Source organism: Streptomyces sp. So13.3 (assembly GCF_005860785.2).
Taxonomy (GTDB): Bacteria; Actinomycetota; Actinomycetes; order Streptomycetales; family Streptomycetaceae; genus Actinacidiphila; species Actinacidiphila fildesensis.
Genome location: NZ_CP048835.1, coordinates 6,205,864 through 6,228,838, shown reverse-complemented (window position 1 = coordinate 6,228,838; position 22,975 = coordinate 6,205,864). Strand labels below are relative to the sequence as shown.

The window sequence follows — 22,975 nt, the reverse complement described above, 5'->3', positions numbered from 1 at the left end:
TCCACCATCTTGTGAAGCGGAAGAGGGCGGTTGCCGCCGTGTCGCCACAGTCCCCCAATAGCTCGAGCACATCGATCGAGACCAACGGTCAGGGCAAGAGCCCTGCCGCGGGCTTCGGCCCCAACGAGTGGCTCGTCGATGAGATCTACCAGCAGTACCTCCAGGACCCGAACTCGGTAGACCGAGCCTGGTGGGACTTCTTTGCCGATTACAAGCCAGGGACGGACACGGGTTCGTCCGTGGCCGCCCCGGCCGCGCCGGCCCCGGCCGCCCCGGTCACGGCTGCTGTCCCTGCCCCACAGGCCGCGCCGGCCGCTGCGAAGGCCGCCGCTCCGGCGCCGGCCGCCGCGGCAGCCACGCCCGCGGCCACCACCCCGGCCCCCGCCAAGCCGGCCGCCGCTCCCGCGAAGGCAGCGGCCGCACCGGCCAAGGCCGCGGAACCGGCAGCGGCTGCCGAGGGACCGGAGTACGTCACGCTGCGCGGCCCGTCGGCCGCCGTCGCGAAGAACATGAACGCCAGCCTCGAACTGCCGACGGCGACCAGCGTTCGCGCGATTCCCGTGAAGCTGCTGTTCGACAACCGCATCGTCATCAACAACCACCTCAAGCGCGCCCGGGGCGGGAAGGTCTCCTTCACGCACCTCATCGGGTACGCGATGGTGCAGGCCCTCAAGGCCATGCCGACGATGAACCACTCCTTCACGGAGAAGGACGGCAAGCCGACGCTGGTCAAGCCGGCCCACGTCAACCTGGGCCTGGCCATCGACCTGGTGAAGCCCAACGGCGACCGCCAGCTGGTCGTCGCGGCCATCAAGAAGGCCGAGACGCTCAACTTCTTCGAGTTCTGGCAGGCGTACGAGGACATCGTCCGCCGCGCCCGCGCGAACAAGCTGACGATGGACGACTTCACCGGCGTCACCGCGTCGCTGACCAACCCCGGCGGCATCGGCACCGTGCACTCCGTGCCGCGGCTGATGCCCGGCCAGGGTCTGATCCTCGGCGTCGGCGCGATGGACTACCCGGCGGAGTTCCAGGGCACGTCGCAGGACACCCTGAACAAGCTCGGCATCTCCAAGGTCATGACGCTGACCAGCACCTACGACCACCGGGTCATCCAGGGTGCGGCGTCCGGCGAGTTCCTGCGCCAGATGAGCCTGCTGCTGCTCGGCGAGAACGGCTTCTTCGACGACATCTTCGAGTCGCTGCGGATCCCGTACGAGCCGGTCCGCTGGCGGACCGACATCGACACCGCGCACGACGACGACGTCACCAAGGCCGCGCGGGTCTTCGAGCTGATCCACTCCTACCGGGTCCGCGGCCACGTCATGGCCGACACCGACCCGCTGGAGTACCGCCAGCGCAAGCACCCGGACCTGGACGTCCTGGAGCACGGCCTCACCCTGTGGGACCTGGAGCGCGAGTTCGCGGTCGGCGGGTTCGCCGGCAAGTCGCTGATGAAGCTCCGCGACATCCTCGGTGTGCTGCGCGACTCGTACTGCCGCACCGTCGGCGTCGAGTTCATGCACATCCAGGACCCGAAGCAGCGCCGGTGGATCCAGGACCGCGTCGAGCGGTCGCACACCAAGCCGGAGCGCGACGAGCAGCTGCGGATCCTGCGCCGGCTGAACGCGGCCGAAGCGTTCGAGACGTTCCTGCAGACCAAGTACGTCGGCCAGAAGCGGTTCTCGCTGGAGGGCGGCGAGTCCGTCATCCCGCTGCTCGACGCCGTCATCGACGCGGCCGCCGAGTCGCGTCTGGACGAGGTCGTCATCGGCATGGCCCACCGTGGCCGGCTGAACGTGCTGGCGAACATCGTCGGCAAGTCGTACGCGCAGATCTTCCGCGAGTTCGAGGGCAACCTCGACCCGAAGTCGATGCACGGCTCCGGCGACGTCAAGTACCACCTGGGCGCTCAGGGCACCTTCACCGGTCTGGACGGCGAGCAGATCACCGTCTCGCTGGCGGCGAACCCCTCGCACCTGGAGGCCGTCGACCCGATCGTCGAGGGCATCGCGCGCGCCAAGCAGGACATCATCAACAAGGCGGGCACCGACTTCACCGTCATGCCGGTCGCGCTGCACGGCGACGCGGCCTTCGCCGGCCAGGGCGTCGTCGCGGAGACGCTGAACATGTCGCAGCTGCGCGGCTACCGCACCGGCGGCACCGTGCACATCGTGATCAACAACCAGGTCGGCTTCACCGCCGCCCCGGCCGCGTCGCGCTCGTCGATGTACTGCACCGACGTCGCCCGCATGATCGAGGCGCCGATCTTCCACGTGAACGGCGACGACCCGGAGGCCGTGGTCCGCGTCGCGCGGCTGGCCTTCGAGTTCCGCCAGACGTTCAACAAGGACGTCGTGATCGACCTGGTCTGCTACCGCCGCCGCGGTCACAACGAGGCCGACAACCCGTCGTTCACCCAGCCCCTGATGTACGACCTGATCGACAAGAAGCGCTCGGTGCGCAAGCTCTACACCGAGTCCCTCATCGGCCGGGGCGACATCACCCTGGAAGAGGCCGAGCAGGCTCTGCAGGACTACCAGGGCCAGCTGGAGAAGGTCTTCACCGAGGTCCGCGAGGCCGCCTCCACCCCTGCCGCCACCGAAATGCCGGTGCCGACGCAGGAGTTCCCGGTCAAGCTGGACACGGCGATCAGCCAGGAGACCATCAAGCGGATCGCCGCCGCCCAGGTCAACATCCCGGACCGGATCACCGTCCACCCGCGCCTGCTGCCGCAGCTGCAGCGCCGCGCGGCCAGCGTCGAGGACGGCACAATCGACTGGGCGATGGGCGAGACCCTCGCCGTCGGCTCGCTGCTCATGGAGGGCACCCCGGTCCGGCTCGCCGGCCAGGACTCCCGCCGTGGCACGTTCGGCCAGCGGCACGCCGTGCTGGTCGACCGGGAGACCGGCGAGGACTACACCCCGCTGCTCTACCTCTCCGAGGACCAGGCCCGTTACAACGTCTACGACTCGCTGCTCAGCGAGTACGCGGCGATGGGCTTCGAGTACGGCTACTCGCTGGCCCGGCCCGAGGCGCTGGTGATGTGGGAGGCGCAGTTCGGTGACTTCGTCAACGGCGCGCAGACCGTCGTCGACGAGTTCATCTCCTCCGCCGAGCAGAAGTGGGGCCAGACGTCCGGCGTCACCCTGCTGCTGCCGCACGGCTACGAGGGACAGGGCCCGGACCACTCCTCGGCCCGCATCGAGCGGTTCCTGGCGATGTGCGCCCAGAACAACATGACGGTCGCCAGCCCCACCACGCCGGCGAACTACTTCCACCTGCTGCGCTGGCAGGTGCACAACCCGCACCACAAGCCGCTCATCGTCTTCACCCCGAAGTCGATGCTGCGACTGAAGGCCGCGAACTCCCGGTCCGAGGACTTCACTTCGGGCGGGTTCCAGCCGGTCATCGGTGACACGACGGTCAGCCCGTCCGCCGTCCGCAAGGTGGTCTTCTGCTCCGGCAAGGTCTACTACGACCTGATCGCGGCACGTGAGGCCAAGGGCGCGAACGAGGTCGCCATCGTCCGGATCGAGCGGCTCTACCCGCTCCCCGGCAAGGAGATCCAGACCGAGCTGGCGCGGTACACCGGTGCCCAGAAGTACGTGTGGGCGCAGGACGAGCCGGCCAACCAGGGTGCGTGGCCGTTCATCGCGCTGAACCTGATCGACCACCTGGACCTGGTGCTGGGCGCCGCTCCCGACAACGCCGACCGACTGCGCCGGGTTTCCCGCCCGTCGTCCTCGTCGCCGGCCGTCGGCTCCGCCAAGCGCCACCAGGCCGAGCAGGAGTCCCTGGTCAACGAGGTCTTCGAGATCTGACCACGGGCGCACGACACCACGTGCGACAAGGGCCGGGCCCGCTACCTGAATCCAGGTGGCGGGCCCGGCCCTTGTCCGTGCCCAGGCGGTGCGCTAGGTGCCCTGGGGCTCGAAGTCCCAGAACGGCCGGGTGCGGGACCGGGCGGAGACGGTGTGGACGTGCTGGGCGCCCTGCGTCGCGGACAGCGAGGCGAGCGCCTCCTCCTCGATCTTCTCCGCCTCCTGGATCTTGCGCAGCGCCCGCAGGTCGGCGGCGAGCGCGATCCGGGCGGAGAGCGTCAGCGGGTGGGTGGCGCCCAGGGAGACCGCGGCGCGCGCCGATGTGTCGCGGCTGAGTTCGGCCGCCCCTTCGGGATCACCGGAGAAGTTGCGGGTGGCGGTGGCGTTCAGTGCGCAGCCCAGCGTCCAGGGATGGTCCGGTCCGACCGCCTCGTTCATCCCCGTGAGCGCCTCCTCGATCAGTTCCTGGGCCTGTTGGCGCTCACCCGCCGCGCGCAGCACGAGCCCGTTGTTGCCGAGGCAGCCCAGCACATACGGGTGTACGGGGCCGAGAGTGGCGCGGTAGCGCCGGGCGACACCCTCGCCGACGCCGCGTGCGCGGTCCAGGTCGCCGTGTTCGCGTGCCACACAGGAGTAGCTGGAGGCGACCATGAGCGTCAGGGGGTGGTTCTCGCCCAGCACCCGCTCCACTCGTTCCAGCAGCCGGGCCAGCAGCACCGGGGCGCGGCGTTCACCCGTCCGGTACTGGCCCATGATGAGGGTGTGTTCGGCCCGCAGGGTCTGCGGGTTGTCGACGCCCATGACGTCGCGGTGGGTACGGACGCTGCGTTCCTGTACCGAGACGGACTCGTCGTACCGTCCGAGCAGCCGCAGGTCCCAGGCGTAGTTGATCTCGGAGAAGAGCGTCCAGGAGTGCCGCGGGCGCAGCGCGTCGCGACGGATGTCGAGGGTCTGCCGGTCGAGTTCGAGCGCCTCCTGGTAGCGGCCGAGCAGCCGCACCGAGACGGCGAGGTTGTTGCGGGCGCTGAGGGTGCGCGAATCGCGGTCCCCGACGAGTTCGAGATAGCCCTCCAGCACCAGCCGGGACACCTCGTGCGCCTCGTCGTACCGGGCGAGGCCGCGCAGGGACGCGGCCAGGCCGGTGGCGGCGCGCAGCAGGTCGAGGTCCTGCTGCCCGCGCTCCTCCCGCAGATGGTCCACGGCGATCCGGCAGATCGACTCAGCCTTCTCGTAACTGCCGGTCGCGTGCAGGAGGTTGGCGTAGTGCCGGGTGATGTCCCAGATACGGGGGTGGAATTCCCCGAGCAGTGCCTTCCAGGCGGCGAGCCCGCGTTCCGCCAGCTTGAGCCCGGAGGTGTACTCGCCCGACAGGTACATGTACCGGAGCGAGTTGAGCACCAGCTGCTGGATGTCCGGGTCGGTGCTCTCCAGCACCCCCGCCGCCTTCAGGTGCGGCGTGATCTCCGCGTACCGCGGCCACAGCCGGGTGTCGGTGGGCCGGCCCGGGTCGGCGGCGGCCAGCGCGCGGCGCACCACCACGGCGTACTCGCGCCGGTCGGCCTCGGACATGCCGTCGCGCACCGTCTGGTGGACCATGCGGTGCATGTGCAGGATCTCGGAGCCGCCGCCCGGATCGTCGGACCCCACGTCGTGCGACTCGCGGCGGACCACCGAGTACTGGACGAGCTTGGCCGTGGCGTCGTTCCAGCGCAGCGGATCGTTCATCAACCCGACGAGCTGCTCGGGAAGGTCACGTACCGGCAGTTCGCGCAGCAGCCGGACCGGAATGGGACCGGGCGCGAAGAAGACGCACATCCGCAGCAGGTCGATGGAGGCGGGCTCGGTGTCCCGCAGTTGGTTGAGCAGTATCGACCAGGCGGTCTGGAAGGTCATCGGGAAGTCGGCGGCGACCTTGAGGCCGGCCTCGGAGTTGTTCCCGGTGCTCAGCAGCCCGATGTACTCGTCCACCGACATGGTGGAGTCGCTCAGCCAGCCGGCCGTCTGGTCGAGCAGCAGCGGCAGGTCCTCCAGCGCCTCCGCGAGCCGGTCGGCGTCGGTGTCGTCGAGCCTGTCGGCCCGGCGGCGGACGAAGGCGACGCTCTCGTCGCGGCTGTAGACGGGGACCTCCATCAGGGCGGTGTTGTGTTCGCCCCAGGCCCGGTTCTGCGAGGTGATCAGCACATGCCCGGGTCCGCTGGGCAGCAGGTCCGCGATGTCCCCGACCTGGTCGGCGCCGTCCAGTACGAGCAGCCAGCGGGAGTACGGGTTGCCTCGGCGCAACGCGTCGAGCACGGCGCGCAGCCGCTCGCCGTACTCGGGCCCGGTGGTGAGGCCGAGGGCCGGGGCGAGTTCGGCCAGCCGCTGGCGCAGGGTGCCGCGCTGGTCGGCGGGGACCCACCACACCGCGTCGTACTCGGAACCGAAGCGGTAGACGTACTCGGCGGCGATCTGGGTCTTGCCGACGCCGGACATGCCGAGCAGTGTCACGACGGCGGCGCCGTGTTCGGCCTGCTGCAGCCGGTGATAGATGCTGCCGAGCAGGTTCTCCCGGCCGGTGAACCGGATGTTGCGGCGCGGGACGCCGCCCCAGACCCGCGGCTGGTCGGCGGGGAAGCGGGGGCCGGAGCGGGCCGGGTTCTCCTCCAGGGGAGCGGTGTCGACGGTACCGAGCCGTGCCAGCAGCCGGCGTTCGGCCTCATGCGCGCCGATGCCCCACAGTGAGGAGGCGCTGAGCGCGGCGGTCGCGGTCGGGAGCGCGGCGTTGGTGACGGAGACCGCGGCGAAGCGGTCGGTGTTCGTCGCGACGACGGCGCGCAGCGCCTGGTTCCACTCCTCGTGGGTGCGCGGGCCCAACTGGAAGTACCAGTCGCTGAGAATGACGAGGATGCGTCCCTCGGCGAGCAACAGGTCTTCGAGCGCCTGCTCGATCGTGGTCCCCGGGGGCGGGTCGAACCGCTCGAAGGCGACCCGGTGCCCCTGCCGTTCGAGACGCGAGCCGATCCACGCGGCCCAGGCCCGGTTGAATCCCGCGAAACTGATGGTGACGGGCTGCCTTTCGGCCGTTGCCGCCGACTTCCGCACTACGGCCATGCGACCGTCTCCCTCGTGATGCGAACGAACGTACGGCCTCGACGGACCGTCAGATCCCTTAGCTGGGAACATACACCGGTGATTCCCCTCCCGAGGTCCGCCTCCACCACATCCCGCGGGCGGTCTCCACATACGCACTCGCGCGGGCCAAGTGCCCCTCGGGCGGGGGATGATCCTTCAATCGGGTGAGCTGTCGGACCATGGCGTTGACGAACACTCTTCCCTCGGGCGTGAGGCTCCGCGATCCGGCCAGCGCGGGCAGTGCGGCGCCGACCTGTTCGCGGCAGCGGGAGTGTTCGGCCCACGCCTTGTCGCGTTCCGCGGCGTCCTTGGTGTCCCTGGCGAACAGCTGCCAGTACTCGGCGAGTGCCAGATGGGAGTACGCGCCCTGCAGCAGCCCGTCGAAGGGCCGCGGATCGGGCCGCCAGGGGGCCCAGTACCGTCGCTGGGCATCCGCCGTATGTAGCGGTACAAGGTCGGCGAGAGCACCGAGTTTGGCGTGCTGCAGTTCATGGACGAGCGTCGCGGCGAGATACCCGGGGCTCTGCGGGATGCTGCTGAGCACGGCGCCGAAAGCCTCGCGGCGGGTCCCGCTGCGGGACACACCGCTGGTGTGCGACCCCGCACCGGGCGACGGGAGCAGCGGCACGAAGCACTCCAGCAGATCCGCCACCTCGGCGGGACGCGTCTCCCCGCCGAGGTGCAGCACGGCCATGGCGCCCGCCCAGGCGTGCTGCCACTGGTCGGACTCGGCGGGCGTCAGCCGGTCGCCGGCCCGCGGGCAGTGCCGTTCCAGTCCGCTGCCCTGCGTCCGGAACGGGTCGATCTCGTCGAGCAGGACCGGCCGCGGTCCACCGGTGAGGACCCGCAACGGGAACCAGCGCGGATCGTCCGACCGCCAGCTCCCGTCGGGGCCGCGGCGGATCACGGCAGGGGCGTCCCCCTGCGGAGTGACCGTCAGCACGTCCCCGTCGAAGAGGAGTTCAACGGTTCCGAACGCCTGCTGACCGCCTCCGCCGGTCGCGCTCAGCGCCCCCAGAGTGGGCAGTGGCAGCGCACCGTCCTCGTCGTCGAGCCGGAGGGCGAACGGCACACCGGCGCGTACCCCGGCGGCCGCCGCGAGGGCGCCGAGGTAGGCCAGCTCGTGGGTGAGTGCCGGTCCGTGCCCCCCGGTGCCGAGCCGGAGCAGGCAGCGGCGGACCCAGGGGCCGACGAGGGGGTAGAACAGCACACGCCGCGTCGCGTCCCGGTCGAACCGGTCGGCGGCCTCCAACAGCGCCCAGTGCCGGCGGAACACGGGCGCGGCCGGGCCGCGGTGCTGTGCGACCGCGTCGGACAGGGCGCGGAGCTGGAGCAGCCGCAGCCGGTGCTGGCCCGCCGCGAGAAGGGCGAGCTCCGCACGCCCGCCGTGGGTGCCGCCGAGTTCCCGGAGCAGGGCGTCGGAGATGCGGCCGGCCGCACCGGAGAGGATCCCTGTGGTCATGCCGCGGCCGCCTCGGCCAGCCGATCCGCGACATGCCGGATCAGCCGCTGGAGATCGGCGCAATATACGGACGGATGGCGGAAGCCCTCGCCGTCGACATATCGGTGGGCGTAGTTGCCGCCGCCGCACACCTGGACCAGCGGGCACCGGCGGCACTGCCCGGCCAGCGCGGCGAGCCCGCCCTGGCGGGCGGCGACACCCGGGTGTGCGAGTGCCTCGTCGAACGTGTGGTGGAAGACGTCGAGCCCGGTGGCGGCGGCGCCCTCGTAGGCGGACTTGAGCGAGTCCACCTGCTCGATGCTGCCGTCGGTCTCCACCACCACGGCGTCGAACGCCCGCAGCCCCAGCGATTCGGTGGCCGCCGGGACGCCGAGGAGCAGCGCGAGGCACTCCTCGAAGATCCGCACCCGGATCCGGCGGCGGTCGGACCGCCACCACTGGTCGAAGACGGTGCACAGCCAGTCGCCGTACGGGGACGGCCGCTCGGCCGGCGCGGGCAGGCCTGGCGGCGGCACACTCCAGTTGCCGTGCGGGAGGAGGAAGTCCACCGCGGGCGGCGAGAAGTCGAGCAGCGACCCGTAGACCTCGGCGGGGTCGGAGGCGAGGTCGACGACACAGAGCACGCCCGCGTAGCTCCCCCGGTGCCGGTCCTCGGCGAGCAACCGCAGCCCGCGGGCGGCGGCCGGCCAGGACGGACGGCCCGCGTGGTCCACTCGCGCCAGGTTGTGGCCGGGCAGCCCGCCGTCGAGACTCACCCCGACCCGGATCCGGTGCGCGGCCAGCGTCCGCAGCCGGTCGTCGTCGAGCAGCGTGCCGTTGGTCTGGACGGTGCCGTGCACGGCGCAGTCCACGGGCACCGCGGCCCGCACCCGGTCGACGACGGCGCCGAGCGCTTCGGTCTCGGCGAGCAGCGGTTCGCCGCCGTGCAGGACGACCGCGATGTCGGTGAGCCCGTGCGCGGCGGCGTGTTCGGCGATCCGGGCGGCGGTGGCGTCGAGCACCGGTGCGGCGGGGGTAGCGGGACGGTGCCGCCAGCCGCTGTCCGGGCCCGCGTAGAGATAGCAGTAGCGGCAAGCGAGGTTGCAGCGGCCGTTCATCTTGAGGATGAACTGGCGGAAGGGGACCGCACGTGGACCGTCCGGTCCTGCCGGTTCCCGCGACGTCACCGGTCCTTCCGTGGCCTGCCTCACAGCATGTCCCCTGTCCCCCGGTCCGTGGCGGAACCTTCCTTCTCTCGCGGCAGCACAAACCCCGGTGCGGCGGCATTGTCCGGATCGGCCTGCGATCCGACCGAAACCGGGCGGGGCACCAGGGCGAAGGAGCCGGGCGGCCGCGCGTTCAGAAAGCGCTGTTGAATGCCCAAAGGGTCTCGGACGGCTCACCCAGCCGGGTCCGCAGGCCCTCCAGTACCTCGGACAGCACGGGGTGGTCCAGTTCCCGCAGCGTCTCCAGATCCAGGTCCAGCAGATCCGGCAGTCCGTCCGGATCTGCCGCCGTTCCGGTACGCTCCGCGCTATTTTCCTGACCCATCGTCACACCACCCTCAATTCCCCGCAGTTGGGGCCCATCTGGGATGCCCGCCCATCGGGTGGGCAAAACCCCCGGCACGGCGTCGGGAACGCCGCGCCTACCGTCCGCCGCCCAGAGCGGCCAGCCGTTCCGCCGTCCAGTCGGCGTCCCGTCCGCCACCGTCCGGGAGTCTGCGCCACTCCTCCAAGGCCGCCCGGTACGCCTCCCGCGCGGCCCGCGGCCGTTGTGCCGCCTCGTACACCACACCGCGCCGGTGGTGCGCCTCGGCCGTCAGCCGCACCGCCGGGGCCGGGTCGGCCGACCCCTCCTCGGCAGCCCTGGCCGTCTCGGCCGCCCTGCGGAAGGCGTCCGCCGCCTGGTCCAGCCGGTCGGATCCCCCGGTGTGCCGGAAGTTCAGCCGGTTCGCCTCACCCAGCTCCAGCCAGGCGCGGGCCCGCACCAGCGGAGCGCCGCCGTTCCGGGCCGCGAGCCCGAAGATGTGCTCGGCCTCGCGGAGGTCGACCAGGTCCTGACTCGTCCGGTACCGCAGCAACAACGCCCGGCCCAGCATCATCAGCCGCTGGGTGAGCCGGGGGTGACCGGCCGGGGACTGCATCCGGCAGTCCCGCAGCACCCGGATCGCACGGGAGACGAACGCCGCCCCGCCCGCCAGTTCCGCCCGCTGGAGCAGGACCGTGCCCCACTCCTCCATCAACTCGCCGTACTCGGGCCGGTCCCGCATCATCTGGTGGCCCGCATCCTGGAACCGGTCGGCCGCCTCGTCCAGATCCGACGGCGGCCCGCCCGCCGCATACCGGTGCACCCACAGCCGGGCCGACCGGACCAGCACCTCGGCCCGGAGTATCCGCTCCCTGACGTCCTCCAGCGTCCGCGCCACCAGCCGGCCGGCCTGCTCCAGCCGGTCGCCCGCCAGCAGCAGTGCGTCGATCAGCAGCAGCTGAACCCGGACCCTGTCCTCGATCGGCGCCTGTTCCGCGGCCAGCGCTGCGCGGGCGTACTCCAGCGACCCGGCGGCCTGCGCGGCGTACACCCGGGAGCGCTCGGCATCGTCACCCGTCCCGGCCAGCATCAACAGCGCCCGCCCGCGGGCCAGCGAAAGGCCGGCCGGCTGGGGGACGTCCTCCCCGGACCGGGGATGCCCGTCGGAGTACGCCTCCAGCATGCCGATGGTCTCCTGCAACGGCCCGGTCTCACCGCTGAGCCGCCACTGCTCCTCCAGCGCCTCGGCCCGCTCCAGGGTGATCCGCAGCGTCTCGTCCGGCTCCAGCCCGGCGCCCGCGCCGGCCGCCGTGAACTCCCGGTCGGCGCGCCGCAGCAGCTCCAGCGCGGCCTGCCGCTGGCCGAGCGCCCGCAGGTCGGAGGCGGCCGCGTGCAGCACCCGGGCCAGCACGGCGCGGGCCCGCACCGCACCGGGCGAGGCGACCGCGATCTCCGCGGCCTCCTGCGCCTCGCGCAGCAGACCGGCCTCGCCCTGCAGCCGCCACAGCCGCAGCAGGTTCTGCGCCAGCTCGCCCCACAGCTCGGGATCGGCCGCGGTCGGCAGCGCGGCGGCCGCCGCCCGGCGGAGCAGTTGTACGGCGTCCAGCAGGCTCTGCACCATGCCGTCGGACTCGAAGCGCCCGACGAGCACCCTGGCCCGTTCCAGCGCCGCCTGCGAACGGGGAGCGCCGGCGCCCTCGACACCGATCTGCTCGGTCACGTCCGTCAGCGGGATGAAGCGTTCCAGCACCTTCGCCGCCACCTGGGCGAAGGGCTGCGCGGCCCGCCGGGCCGACTCCTCCGCACCGCCGTCCAGCGCCGGTATCCGTCCCGGCACGGCTCCGCCGCCACGGCCGTCCGCCAGCTGGGCGATGGCCAGCGCCGGGAAGTTGGGGCCGCCGAGCCCGAACCGCTGCTCGACGTACTCGGAGCAGTGCTTGAGCACCAGCAGTGCCTCGTCCCGCCCCAACGGGCCCAGCAGGACGTCCTGGACGCCCTCGGCGAACGCGTACCACTGCGCCGGCGGACGTGCCGCGGGCACCTCGCCGATCACGGTGCCGTACGCGGGGGTGTCCAGCACTGTTCCGTACGGGGGCGTCTCCGTTCCGGGACCGCCGGAGCCGCCCGAGCCGGCCCGGGTGAGCAGCCCGCTGAGCAGCACCTCGGAGAGTTCCGCGGGTCCGGAGTCGGGCAGCATCGTGCGCTGCACCAGCTGCATCACCGGCAGATAGAGCGGGGCCGCGGCCACGTACACCGCGAGCTGCGCAGCGCCCGGGGAGGCGGCGGACCGGAACCGGGCGACGAGCTCGGCCGGGGCCAGCGGTCTGCGCGGCCGGGACGGCGGTGCGGCCGGCTGGTCGGCGCGCACCCAGCCCACCGCGGCCGGCACCGGTCCCGTGCCGGTGCCCGACAGCAGCCGCGCCCACGCGCCCAGCGCGGCGGCGGTCGGCGGCAGCACCGGGACCGGGACCATGCCGGGTCGCTCCAGCGCGCCCTCCCCCTCGAAGTGCAGCGTCGCCGACTGTCCGGGGCCCTGCCCGCGCATCAGCAGCCCGTACGAGGTCGGCAGCCGGGTACGGGACCACAGCCGCTGCGGCAGCGGCTGGAGCACGGCGACGGGCGCGTGCCGGGACAGCCGGTGCAGCAGCCGGTGCGCCTCGCCGCTGCGCCACAGCGGGCCGGCGCAGTCGCTGACGAGCACTGTCACCTGACGTCCCGTCGGGTCGTTGAGCTGGTCCGCGGAGCGCAGCCCGGCGGCGCCGGGTTCGAAGCGGCGGCTCACCGCGGCGCCGCCGTCCGGGGTCTGGTGCAGATACTGCACATGGACGTCACGGAAGGCGCCCAACTGGCCGAAGACCTGCTGGAACTCGCCGAGCATGCGTTCCCACACGTACATCGACGACGAGGCGTCCATCAGCAGCTGCAGCGAGGCGTCGCCCCGCGAGATGCTGCGGAAGACCGGCATCAGCAGACCGCCGGCCCGCGCGCTGCGCTCCGCCGTCGCCGACTCGTCCAGCTCGCTGCGGATCGGCGGTGCGGCGCTGTGGTAGCGCTGCAACGGGCGCAGCGCCCGCTGCAGTTCCAGCAGTCCCGGCAGTGCGGGTGCCTCGGGCACGCCGATGGAGAAGGCGCCGCCCGGCAGCGGGGAGCCCCGTCCGCCACCGGCCGTACGGTCCCGGTCCCCCGGATACAGCGCGATGCTGCCCCCGGGCAGACCGCCGCCGGGATGGCCGGATCCCGCCCCCGGATCGTCGGGACGGTCCCCCGCGTCGGCCGCCGGGTCCGCCGGCCGGTCCACGGTGTCCACCGCGGCCGGCCCGGTCGCCCGGTCCGCCGGGCGCGGGCCGTCGGCCCACTCACCGGGCTCCGCGCCGGCCCCGGCGGGCTGCGACCAGCGCGCCAGCCAGACGGCGTCGGCCAGTTCACCCAGGTCCGGGTCGAGCCCCGCCCCGCGCAGCCGCTCGATGATCTCCGCGAGCGGATCACGGCGCGGCCGCGGAGGCGGCGACGGAGGCGGCTGGGCCTCGGGTGGCGGGGAGGGGGGAGGCGCTGTCACACCCTCACCTCGGCCGGTCGAGTCGCTGGATGAGCATGTCGGCGAGCCGGTCGCGGGACGGCGGCGCGGCGTGGTGCGTGAGGTAGATCGCGTTCAACAGCTGGTCGGCGGCGAGGAGTTCGCTGCGCGAGCGCTCCAGGAACCGGGTGATCAGATCGTCGCCGATCCTGGCCGCCTCGGTCCCCAGATGCGCCCGGACCACGGTGGCCAGCCGTTTGTGGTCGGGCTGCCCCAGTTCGAGATGGATGCAGCGCCGCAGCAGCGGCGCCGGGAAGTCGCGCTCGCCGTTGCTGGTGAGCACGACGAAGGGGAAGGCCCGGCAGCCGACCCGGCCGTCCTCGACCGTCACCTTCGTACTGTCGTCGGTGAGCACCTCGACCCGCGGCTCGCGCTCGGCGAGCCGTTCGAGCTCGGGGATCGCGAACTCGCCCTCCTCCAGCACGTTCAGCAGGTCATTGGGAAGATCGATATCGCTCTTGTCCAGTTCGTCCACGAGCAGGACGCGGGGCCGCGCCGTCGGCAGCAGCGCCGTGCCCAGCGGGCCCAGCCGGATGTAGCTGCCGATGCCGCCGGGCGTCTGGGCCCGGCCGCTCGCCGCGATCTGGGTGTCCTGGAGCCGCGCGATGGCGTCGTAGCGGTAGAGGCCGTCCTGCAGCGTGGTGCGGCTGACGATGGGCCAGCGCAGCACCCGTCCGAGACCCAGCTCGTACGCGACGGCATGCGCCAGCGTGCTCTTGCCGGTGCCGGGACTGCCGGTGACCAGCAGCGGACGGCGCAGGTACAGCGCGGCGTTGACGATCTCCAGCTCTTCCGGACTGGGCCGGTGCAGCTGCGCCATGTGCCGGTACGCGCCGAGCCTGCGGGTCGAGGCGCTGTCCGTGCCGGGGCCGGGCTCGACGAGGGGGCCGCCGTCGAAATCCCGCCACGGCGGCGGATCGGGCAGCGTACTGATCCCGTCGTGCGGCTCCCCGGCACCCCGGTAGATCAGCCACTCGTTCTCTTCGTTGCCGTCGGTCCCGGCATTCCCGTCGGGCCGCGCGTTGATGTCAGGCACTACATGCTCCTCGTCGCTCGTACGTCGATGGCAGGAGCGCAGACCACGTATCGACCGTCCCACGGAGTGGGGGCGGAACATAAGGGGTGTGTTCGGCCGGTCATGGCGTCTCCAGCGGCTGATCGGTGCCGGGCAGCGGGCGGGTCGGGTCGTCGTACAGCAGGATCAGTCCCTTGGAGATGTAGGCCTCGGGCTCGCGGCGGGCGAGATCGGCACGCAGCTTACGCACCGCCTCCGGCAGCCGGTCCGCCTGCGCGGCGGCGGCGACCGCGTGTTCCACCCCCCGGTGGAAATCGGTGCACACCAGGTCCCGTTCGGCCCGTTCGCGGCGCCAGAGGACCACTCCGTACCCGGCGTTGGTGACCCGGCGCAGGTTCGCGGGGCCGTCCTCGGCATCCGAGGCCCGGCACAGCGCGGGCACCGAGTACAGGCCACGGGAGCGCAGTTCGTCGTCCGAGGGGACCGGCCCCGGCTCCCCGGCGTCGCAGTCCAGCACCACCGGTTCCATCGGCCCGGCCTGCACCCGCTTCCAGCGGGCCCTCCGCAGGGCCGCGTCCTCGCCGACCTCGTCCGGGTCGTACTCCGGGTCGGCCCGGCGCACCACGACCGGACGCTGCTCCCCCAGCGTCGTCCCGTCCGCCGGTATCCGCCAGGTCTCCACCGGCAGTTCGAGCAGCGCTCTGACCACCGCCACCTGCAGTACCGCCCGGCGGTCCGGCTCGTCGCAGCGGCGGAACGCCTCGGCGAGCGGGGCGCTCAGCCGCACCGGCAGTTCGCCGAGGCGGGTGCCTTCCGCACCCTCGGCCACCGGCCGGACGTCGCCCGCCGCGTCCACGATGGCGATCCGCCAGTCGTAGCTGTCCCGTTCCCAGCCGCGGCGGTCGATCTCCAGCAGCACCGAGGGGTGCGAGACCGCCTCACGGGCGGGCGGACCGCCGGCGCCCGGGACCCGCACACCGGACGGGCCGGGGTCCGTCCTGCGGTCGTTGACCCGGGCGAGCCATTCGCGGCCCAGCTCGTTGCGGAAGCCGCGCGACAGGTCCCGTTCGCTCGCGGCGACGGCCGCCGCCCAGTTCCACAGCCGCCGCTCGGCGCCGTGCGCCGCCTCGTACGGGCGCTCCGCCGTCGCCGCATGGACGCAGTAGCGCAGCACCGTCTCCAACTCGCTCTGCCCGCGCCGCAGTTCGTAGAGCAGCCCGAGCCCGTCGCGCCAGCCGCGCGGCGCCAGCGGCAGGTTCTCGCAGGGCTGGCCGCGCAGTTCGTTGACCGTCGCCAGCAGGCTCAATGTGCTGACCGGTGGCGGGAGTTCGGCGAGCAGTCCGAGCAGTTCGGTGCGCATCCCGGGCGAAAGGGCGCGCCCGGGGGTGGCGCCCATCAGGTTGTGGGCGTCGGTCCAGGTCGTGACGTTGGTGTCGGCGCGCCGGTGGCGGTCGGCATGATGCCGGTCGTGGGCGTGCACCACCCGCTGGAAGAGGTCGTCGGACTCGGCGCCGACCGGCCCCTGCGGCAGCGGCAGCCCGCGTAACTGCACGACGGATATGGCCAGTCCGCCGTCCTGGCCGCCGCGCCGGGCCTTGAGCACGCCGATCACCTCGCCACGGGCGAGGTCGACGACCGGGCCGCCGGAGGCGCCCGACGGGATCTCGTCCTCGTTGCCGAGGCGGAGCTTGCCGTCCTTGCCCAGCTCGCCGCGGATCGTGCACCGGCCGCTGACGTCCTCGACCTCGCCGTCCACCTCCATGCAGCCGAAGAAGGCGACTTCCTTGCGGGTGAAGACCTTCGAGGTGCGCTCGGTGAGCCAGACACAGGCGTGCGGCACCGGTTCCAGCAGCCGGATCAGCGCCAGGTCGGGGGCGGGCCACAACCCCGGTCCGGGATTCGCCGCCGGTTCGGCCCATTCGACGCGGCCGCGGACCGTGCGCCCGTCGAAGGTGATGCCGACCTCGCGCCCACCGTCAACCACCGCGCCTCCCTCGCCCCGGAGCGCCACATGGGCGCAGGTGAGCACCCAGTTGGGGGCGACGAAGAAGCCGCTGCCCCATGGGCGGACGGCGACGTCCCCGGCGGACGGACCGCCGGACCCGTCCGGGGCATACCCGGACGGAGGGGCATGAACACGTACGGTGGCGGCTCTCACCAGGGGCGCCAGGGTCTCGAAGGGATCCGAGTCCTCGTCCTGTGCGTCCTGTGCGCCCCCATACCCCCCTGTCACGCCGCGCCACCCCCCGTTCGGCCAGCAGTAACGAAAGGCTAGCGGCCTGCGAGGACCCGCGCGAGGGAGTGTCGGAATGCTGCCTATCCTTGCCTGGAATGTCCCACCGTCCCCGTGTCGCGGTGTCCGTGTGCACCGGTGACCCCTGCTTGGAGCTATGGAGCATCTCGTGTACTTCACCGATCGCGGTATCGAGGAGCTGGAGAGCCGGCGCGGCGAGGAGGAGGTCACCTTCGAGTGGCTCGCCTCCCGGCTGCGCGAGTTCGTCGACCTCAATCCCGACTTCGAGATCCCCGTGGAGCGGCTGGCCACCTGGCTGGCCCGGCTGGACGACGAGGACGACGACGAGGAGTGACGGCCCGCGCGGGCGCCGCACCGGCGCCCATCGACACCGCTCGGGGACGGCTCGAGTACGGCTCAGGACCGCGGAACAGGCCGCTTGACTTCTCCAGTACGCGATATATCGTGTCTCTCAAGAGACGCGATATGTTGCGTTGCCTGACGTACCACCGAGGAGGGTCGACATGAGCGGCACGTCGGAATGGACCGTGACGGAACCACACAAGCTTGTCTTCGACGCGCAGGTCGACACGGTGCGCGTGCGCATCGTCGGCGGCGCGGTGAACGTCGTCGGTGTCGAGGAGGGCCCGGCCCGGCTGGAGGTCAGTGAGCTCGACGGACCGCCGCTGCTCGTCAGCCTCAAGGGCGGCGTCCTCACCGTCGGCTATGACGACCTGCCCTGGAAGGGCTTCCTCAAGTGGCTCGGCGGCAAGGGCTGGGAGCGGCACGCGGTCGTCTCGCTCGCCGTGCCGCAGCGCACCCGCGTCGAGGTCGGCGTGGTCGGCGCCAGCGCGGTGATCTCCGGCATCTCCGAAGCCACCCAGGTACGCGGGGTCAACGGGGACGTCACCCTGGTCGGCGTGGCCGGCTCGGTCAGCGCCAACACCATCTCGGGCAACGTCGAGGCCCAGGCGGTCTCCGGCGACCTGCACATCAACACCGTCTCCGGCGACCTGACCGTCGTCGAGGGCAGCGGCGCCCGCATCAAGGCCGACTCCGTCAGCGGCAACATGGTGCTCGACCTGGCCCCCGTCGAGACGCCCCCGGGCGCCGACGTCCGGCTGAACACCGTCTCCGGCGAGATCGCCATCCGCATCCCGGATCCCGCGAACGCCGAGGTCGACGCCAACACCGCCAGCGGCGCCGTGTCCTGCGCCTTCGAGGACCTGCGGGTCACCGGCCAGTGGGGCGCCAAGCGCATCACCGGACGGGTCGGCACCGGCGGCGCCCATCTGAAGGCCACCACCGTCTCCGGCGCCATCGCGCTGCTGCGCCGCCCACCGGTCGACGACGAGCCGGCCGGCGCGCTGACCGACGGGACCCCCTCACTCCGGAAGGACATCTGACATGGCCCCCGTCTTCGCCCACGGCCGCCTGCGGCTGTACCTCCTCAAGCTCCTGGACGAGGCCCCGCGCCACGGCTACGAGGTCATCCGGCTGCTGGAGGAGCGTTTCCACGGCCTCTACGCGCCCTCCGCCGGCACCGTCTACCCGCGGCTGGCCAAGCTGGAGAAGGAGGGCCTGGTCACCCACAGCACCGAGGGCGGCCGCAAGGTGTACTCCATCTCCGACGCCGGCCGCGCCGAACTGGCCGCCAGGGCCGACGAGATCGCCGACCTGGAGAACGAGATCCGCGAATCGGTCTCGACGCTGGCCGCCGAGATCCGCGAGGACGTCCGCGGCGCCGCCGGTGATCTGCGCCGGGAGATCCGGGCCGCGGCGCAGGAGGCTCGCAACTCCCCCGCGGGCAACGGTGTCGGCACCGACTTCCGCGCCATGAAGCAGGAGTGGAAGGACCAGGCCCGCCGCGCCAAGGAGGAGAGCCGCCGGGCCAAGGAGGATGCGCGCAACGCCCGCCTCCAGGCCAAGGAGGCGCAGGACTTCGCCCGGGTCGAGGTGCAGCGGATCGCCAAGCAGGTGCAGGAGCAGGTGCAGTCCCACGTCCGCGAGGGCGACTGGCAGGGCGGCCTCAAGGAGGGCCTCGCCGAACTCAACCGCGAACTGGGCGCGCTGGGCCGGGCCACCGGCCATATCTCGACCGCCTGGCCCGGCTACCTGAAGACCGATCCGGACGGCGCGACGAGCAGCACCACTGACGCGGACGCCGCCTCGGCCGAGGTGCCGGCGGACGCGCCCGACTGGGCCAGGGAGAACGACTCCGAGGACGCCGTCGCCGACCCGGGCCGCGAGCTGGAACGCCTCCTGGACCGTTTTCGCGACGACATCCGTGACGCGGCCCGCGACCGGGGCGTGGACGCCGGTCAGCTGCGCGAGACCCGCCGCCATCTGTCGACGGCGGCTGCCCGGATCGGCGCTGTGCTGCGCGGCCGCAAGGACTGACGCGGGGACGACGCGGGGACACGGACAGCGGGCTCCGACTGGTCGGAGCCCGCTGTCCGTCGGCCCGTCGTCAGCCCGTCGTCAGCACGATCTTTCCGAACAGCTCGCCGCCCGCCATCTTCTCGAAGCCCTCGCGGGCCCGTTCGAGCGGCAGTACGGAGTCGATCACCGGCCGGACACCGGTGGCCGCGCAGAAGCTGAGCAGATCCTCCAGCTCGTCCTTGGTGCCCATCGTCGAGCCGACGACCTTCAGCTCCAGGAAGAAGATCCGGGTGAGTTCGGCGGCCGGCGGGTTCGAGCCGCTCGTGGCGCCCGAGATCACCAGCGTGCCGCCGGGCCTGAGCGACTTCACCGAATGCGACCAGGTGGCGGCGCCCACCGTCTCGATCACCGCGTCGACCCGCCGCGGCAGCCGCGCGCCCGGCTCGAAGGCCTCCTCCGCGCCCAGCTCCACCGCGCGCTCACGCTTGGCCTTGTCCCGGCTCGTCGCGAACACCCGCAGCCCGGCCGCCTTCGCCAGCACGATCGCCGCCGTCGCCACCCCGCCGCCCGCGCCCTGCACCAGGACGGAATCGCCCGGCCGCACGCCCGCGTTGGTGAAGAGCATCCGGTACGCGGTCAGCCACGCGGTCGGCAGACAGGCCGCCTCCTCGAAGGAGAGCTCGGCGGGCTTCGGCAGCACGTTCCAGGCCGGCACCGACACCCGCTCGGCGAACGTCCCCTGGTACCGCTCGGTGAGGATCGAACGCGGCTCGTCCGGTCCGACGCCGTGCCCGGACTGGCCGATGACGGAGTGCAGGACGACCTCGTTGCCGTTCTCGTCGACACCCGCCGCGTCACAGCCGAGGATCATCGGCAGCCGCTCCTGCCCGAGCCCCACCCCGCGCAGCGACCACAGGTCGTGGTGGTTGAGCGACGCGGCCCGCACCGTGACCGTCGTCCACCCCTCCCGGCGTTCCGGCTCCGGGCGTTCCCCCAGCTCCAGGCCGTTCAGCGGCTGATCACGGTCGATACGTGCGGCATAGGCAGCGAACATGCCCAGAAACTATCGGCGCGATCGACATCCGGTGAAGACCCCGCCGTACGAAGCGACATACGTCACCCTGATCCCGTCACCCCCGGACACGTCACCCCTTGCCCTTGGTGCAACCTCCCGGGCCTCCCAGCGCACTGACACAGTGACGGGCGATCCGCCCACGCGGCACGGGGAGGGGACGACATGCGGCAGGACGGCAGCGCCGGCGGAGGCGACGACGACGCGTTGCACGCGTTCGTCGCCGGCAGACGGTTCGCGCTCTTCCGGAGCGCGTTCCTGCTGTGCGGCAACAGCGACGAGGCCGACGACCTCGTCCAGACGACACTGGTGAAGGTCATCCTGGGCTGGCGCCGGCTGGAGCGCCTCGACAATGTCGAGGCCTACGCCCGCAAGACGCTGGTCAACACCTTCATCGCCTCCCGCCGCCGCTTCTGGCACCGCGAGCAGCCCTACGGCGAACTCCCCGAGCGGATCGGCCCGGAGACCGACACCGACACCGGTGTGGCCGTCCGCGTCGCACTCTCCCGGCTCACGCCGCGGCAGCGCGCCGTGCTCGTCCTGCGGTACTGGGAGGACCTGAGCGTCGAGGCCACCGCCGAGGCGCTCGGCATGCGTGAGAACACCGTCAAGAGCCATACGGCACGCGGGATGGCGGCGCTGCGCGCCGAGATGCGGGAGGAGCGGGTATGAACCAGGACCAAGCGGTCAGAGAGCTGTTGCGGCGGGCCGTCGACGGTGTCGTCCCCGTGCCGAACGGTACGAGCGAGCGGATCTTCGCCCAGGCCCGGAGCATACGGCGGCGGCGCCGGCGGGCCCGGATCGCCGTTTCCGCGCTGGCTCTCGCCGGCGCGGTGACCGCCGGCCTGCTGCTGCCGGGTGCGGTGGACGCACGGCGGGTGCAGATCGCCGCCGGGTACAGCGGCCCGACGCAGACCGCGCTGCTCAGGGAGCTGCTCCCGCCGGAGGTGGGCCGGATCGAACTGAACAGCAAGCCCGGTAGCGGCAAGGACGTCGCGATCGGCGACGGGATGTACCTGGTGGCCAAGGGCGGGAAGTACGGCGAGATCTCGATCCACAATTTCGCTCCGGACGGGTCAGGGGCGCACGACGTCTGTGCCGAATTCGACACGAAGCGCTGGACGGCGGACTGCGGGAAGGTGGAACTGAGCGGCGGCCGCACGTTGTGGACCTGGCGCATCGTGCCCGGCATTCAGTTGTACGACGACGGCACGAAGAGCGTCGCGGGATACTGCGCCGGCCTGGGCCTTCCCGACGGCCGGACGATGTTCATCCAGGTCAACGCCGGCGACTCGCTGTCCGGCCGTCGCTCCGACCCCGCCTGGATGGCCGCGCCACCGTTGACCATGGCGCAGCTCCGCGATCTCGCGCTGCGCCCGGAGCTGCTCGTACCGCTGCCCAAGTCCTGACACCGGCGACGGCGGGCCGGCACCCATGGGTGCCGGCCCGCCGTCATTCCTGTCCTGCGACAACCCGCCCGGAGGGCGGTCAGCGGCGGGCGACGCCCTCCGCGCGGGCGGCGGCCGCGACCGCGGCGGTGACCGCCGGGGCGACCCGCTCGTCGAAGGGCGACGGGATGACGCAGTCGGCGCTGAGCTCGTCGGCGACGACGGCGGCCAGCGCCTCGGCGGCGGCGATCTTCATGCCCTCGGTGATGCGCGAGGCGCGCACCTGGAGGGCGCCGGCGAAGATGCCCGGGAACGCCAGGACGTTGTTGATCTGGTTCGGGAAGTCGCTGCGGCCGGTGGCGACGACGGCGGCGTACTTGTGTGCGACATCCGGGTGGATCTCCGGCGTCGGGTTGGCCATGGCGAAGATGAAGGCGCCCTTGGCCATGGTGGCCACCGCCTCCTCGCGCACGGTTCCGCCGGACACGCCGATGAAGACGTCGGCTCCGTCCAGGGCGGTCTCCAGCGAACCGGAAAGACCAGCCTTATTGGTGTACGTGGCCAGCTCGCGCTTGACGGAGTTCAGGTCGTCACGGCCGCCGTGCACGATCCCCTTGCGGTCGGTGACGGCGACATCGCCGATTCCCGCCTCGATGAGGATCTTGGCGATCGCGACCCCGGCCGCTCCCGCGCCCGAGATCACCGCGCGCAGCTGGCCCAGCGACCGGTTGGTGAGCTTGGCGGCGTTGCGCAGCGCGGCGAGCGTCACGACGGCGGTGCCGTGCTGGTCGTCGTGGAAGACCGGGATGTCGAGGCGCTCCTGCAGCTTCCGCTCGATCTCGAAGCAGCGGGGGGCGGAGATGTCCTCCAGGTTGACGCCGCCGAAGGACGGCGCCATCCGCACCACGGTTTCGACGATCTCGTCCACGTCCGTGCAGGCCAGCGCGATGGGGACCGCGTTGACCCCGCCGAACTGCTTGAAGAGGATCGCCTTGCCCTCCATCACCGGCAGGGAGGCTTCCGGGCCGATGTCACCGAGTCCGAGCACCGCGGTGCCGTCCGTGACCACGGCCACGACGTTGGACTTCCAGGTGTAGTCGTTCACCAGATCGGGCTGCTCGGCAATGGCCGTGCAGACCTTCGCGACACCCGGCGTGTAGGCGAGGGACAGATCGTCCGCATCGCGCACCGGCACGGTCGCGGCCACCTCCATCTTTCCGCCACGGTGCAGGGCGAAGACCGGATCGATGGGAAACGTGTCCGTATCGGTCCGAGGATTGACGATCTCCGCTGCCACAATTGACCCCTTTGTCTGATTTGGTTTCGAGGGTACTACCTCCAGAAATGGAGATAGGCGGGCTCGGCATCGGTACACCCAGGCACTTGAGTGGTCCTGAAGGCACCG

Annotated in this window: 15 protein-coding genes; 6 read left to right on the top strand and 9 right to left on the bottom strand. The window is 72.0% G+C overall.

Annotated features, from left to right (window positions below; genetic code table 11):
• Nucleotides 1–38: 38 nt before the first annotated feature.
• Nucleotides 39–3,824 carry a multifunctional oxoglutarate decarboxylase/oxoglutarate dehydrogenase thiamine pyrophosphate-binding subunit/dihydrolipoyllysine-residue succinyltransferase subunit gene (locus C8250_RS28180; RefSeq protein WP_138350885.1) on the top strand — a complete coding sequence of 1,262 codons (3,786 nt, stop codon included), beginning with the start codon at nucleotides 39–41 and terminating at the stop codon, nucleotides 3,822–3,824.
• A gap of 93 nt (nucleotides 3,825–3,917) precedes the next feature.
• Here C8250_RS28180 and fxsT read toward each other — a convergent pair whose 3' ends face one another.
• The 7 genes from fxsT to C8250_RS28145 all read right to left on the bottom strand — a co-directional run bounded on the left by fxsT (nucleotide 3,918) and on the right by C8250_RS28145 (nucleotide 16,728).
• Entirely contained in the window at nucleotides 3,918–6,914 is a 2,997-nt protein-coding gene (gene fxsT / locus C8250_RS28175; protein WP_138350886.1) for an FxSxx-COOH system tetratricopeptide repeat protein, read from the bottom strand.
• A 58-nt stretch (nucleotides 6,915–6,972) separates the two neighbouring features.
• Nucleotides 6,973–8,397: an HEXXH motif domain-containing protein gene (locus C8250_RS28170; RefSeq protein WP_138350887.1), complete on the bottom strand. Its 1,425-nt coding sequence runs from the start codon at nucleotides 8,395–8,397 to the stop codon at nucleotides 6,973–6,975.
• Nucleotides 8,394–9,563 (bottom strand): FxsB family cyclophane-forming radical SAM/SPASM peptide maturase, encoded by a 1,170-nt coding sequence (locus C8250_RS28165; protein WP_269284405.1) that lies wholly within the window; start codon nucleotides 9,561–9,563, stop codon nucleotides 8,394–8,396. The genes C8250_RS28170 and C8250_RS28165 overlap by 4 nt, the downstream gene beginning before the upstream one ends.
• Before the next feature lie 172 nt (nucleotides 9,564–9,735).
• Entirely contained in the window at nucleotides 9,736–9,927 is a 192-nt protein-coding gene (gene fxsA, locus C8250_RS28160; protein WP_138350888.1) for an FxSxx-COOH cyclophane-containing RiPP peptide, read from the bottom strand.
• 97 nt (nucleotides 9,928–10,024) lie between these two features.
• Nucleotides 10,025–13,462, bottom strand: coding sequence for an SAV_2336 N-terminal domain-related protein (locus tag C8250_RS28155; RefSeq protein ID WP_138350889.1), 3,438 nt, complete (start codon nucleotides 13,460–13,462; stop codon nucleotides 10,025–10,027).
• Nucleotides 13,463–13,466: 4 nt separating this feature from the next.
• A complete protein-coding gene (locus C8250_RS28150) occupies nucleotides 13,467–14,516 on the bottom strand; it encodes a MoxR family ATPase (protein ID WP_244809411.1) in 1,050 nt (349 codons plus the stop codon).
• Between the two features lie 100 nt (nucleotides 14,517–14,616).
• Complete coding sequence (locus C8250_RS28145) at nucleotides 14,617–16,728, bottom strand: trypsin-like peptidase domain-containing protein (protein ID WP_244809410.1); 2,112 nt, start codon at nucleotides 16,726–16,728, stop codon at nucleotides 14,617–14,619.
• Between the two features lie 169 nt (nucleotides 16,729–16,897).
• Here C8250_RS28145 and C8250_RS28140 point away from each other — a divergent pair, with 169 nt between their 5' ends.
• From C8250_RS28140 to C8250_RS28130, 3 genes are all read left to right on the top strand, one after another.
• Complete coding sequence (locus tag C8250_RS28140) at nucleotides 16,898–17,083, top strand: DUF6104 family protein (protein WP_138350891.1); 186 nt, start codon at nucleotides 16,898–16,900, stop codon at nucleotides 17,081–17,083.
• 169 nt (nucleotides 17,084–17,252) lie between these two features.
• A complete protein-coding gene (locus C8250_RS28135; protein WP_138350892.1) occupies nucleotides 17,253–18,134 on the top strand; it encodes a DUF4097 family beta strand repeat-containing protein in 882 nt (293 codons plus the stop codon).
• Between the two features lies 1 nt (nucleotide 18,135).
• Nucleotides 18,136–19,128, top strand: coding sequence for a PadR family transcriptional regulator (locus C8250_RS28130; protein ID WP_138350893.1), 993 nt, complete (start codon nucleotides 18,136–18,138; stop codon nucleotides 19,126–19,128).
• Nucleotides 19,129–19,198: 70 nt separating this feature from the next.
• Here C8250_RS28130 and C8250_RS28125 read toward each other — a convergent pair whose 3' ends face one another.
• The gene (locus C8250_RS28125; RefSeq protein WP_138350894.1) at nucleotides 19,199–20,164 is read right to left on the bottom strand and encodes a zinc-binding dehydrogenase; all 966 of its coding nucleotides are present in this window, start codon (nucleotides 20,162–20,164) and stop codon (nucleotides 19,199–19,201) included.
• A 183-nt stretch (nucleotides 20,165–20,347) separates the two neighbouring features.
• Here C8250_RS28125 and C8250_RS28120 point away from each other — a divergent pair, with 183 nt between their 5' ends.
• Together C8250_RS28120 and C8250_RS28115 are read left to right on the top strand one after the other, a co-directional pair.
• Complete coding sequence (locus tag C8250_RS28120; protein WP_138350895.1) at nucleotides 20,348–20,854, top strand: SigE family RNA polymerase sigma factor; 507 nt, start codon at nucleotides 20,348–20,350, stop codon at nucleotides 20,852–20,854.
• Complete coding sequence (locus C8250_RS28115) at nucleotides 20,851–21,591, top strand: hypothetical protein (protein ID WP_138350896.1); 741 nt, start codon at nucleotides 20,851–20,853, stop codon at nucleotides 21,589–21,591. Before C8250_RS28120 ends, C8250_RS28115 begins: the two co-directional genes overlap by 4 nt.
• 79 nt (nucleotides 21,592–21,670) lie before the next feature.
• Here the strand turns inward: C8250_RS28115 and C8250_RS28110 are convergent, their stop codons facing one another.
• The gene (locus tag C8250_RS28110) at nucleotides 21,671–22,867 is read right to left on the bottom strand and encodes an NADP-dependent malic enzyme (RefSeq protein WP_138350897.1); all 1,197 of its coding nucleotides are present in this window, start codon (nucleotides 22,865–22,867) and stop codon (nucleotides 21,671–21,673) included.
• Between the last annotated feature and the right edge of the window lie 108 nt (nucleotides 22,868–22,975).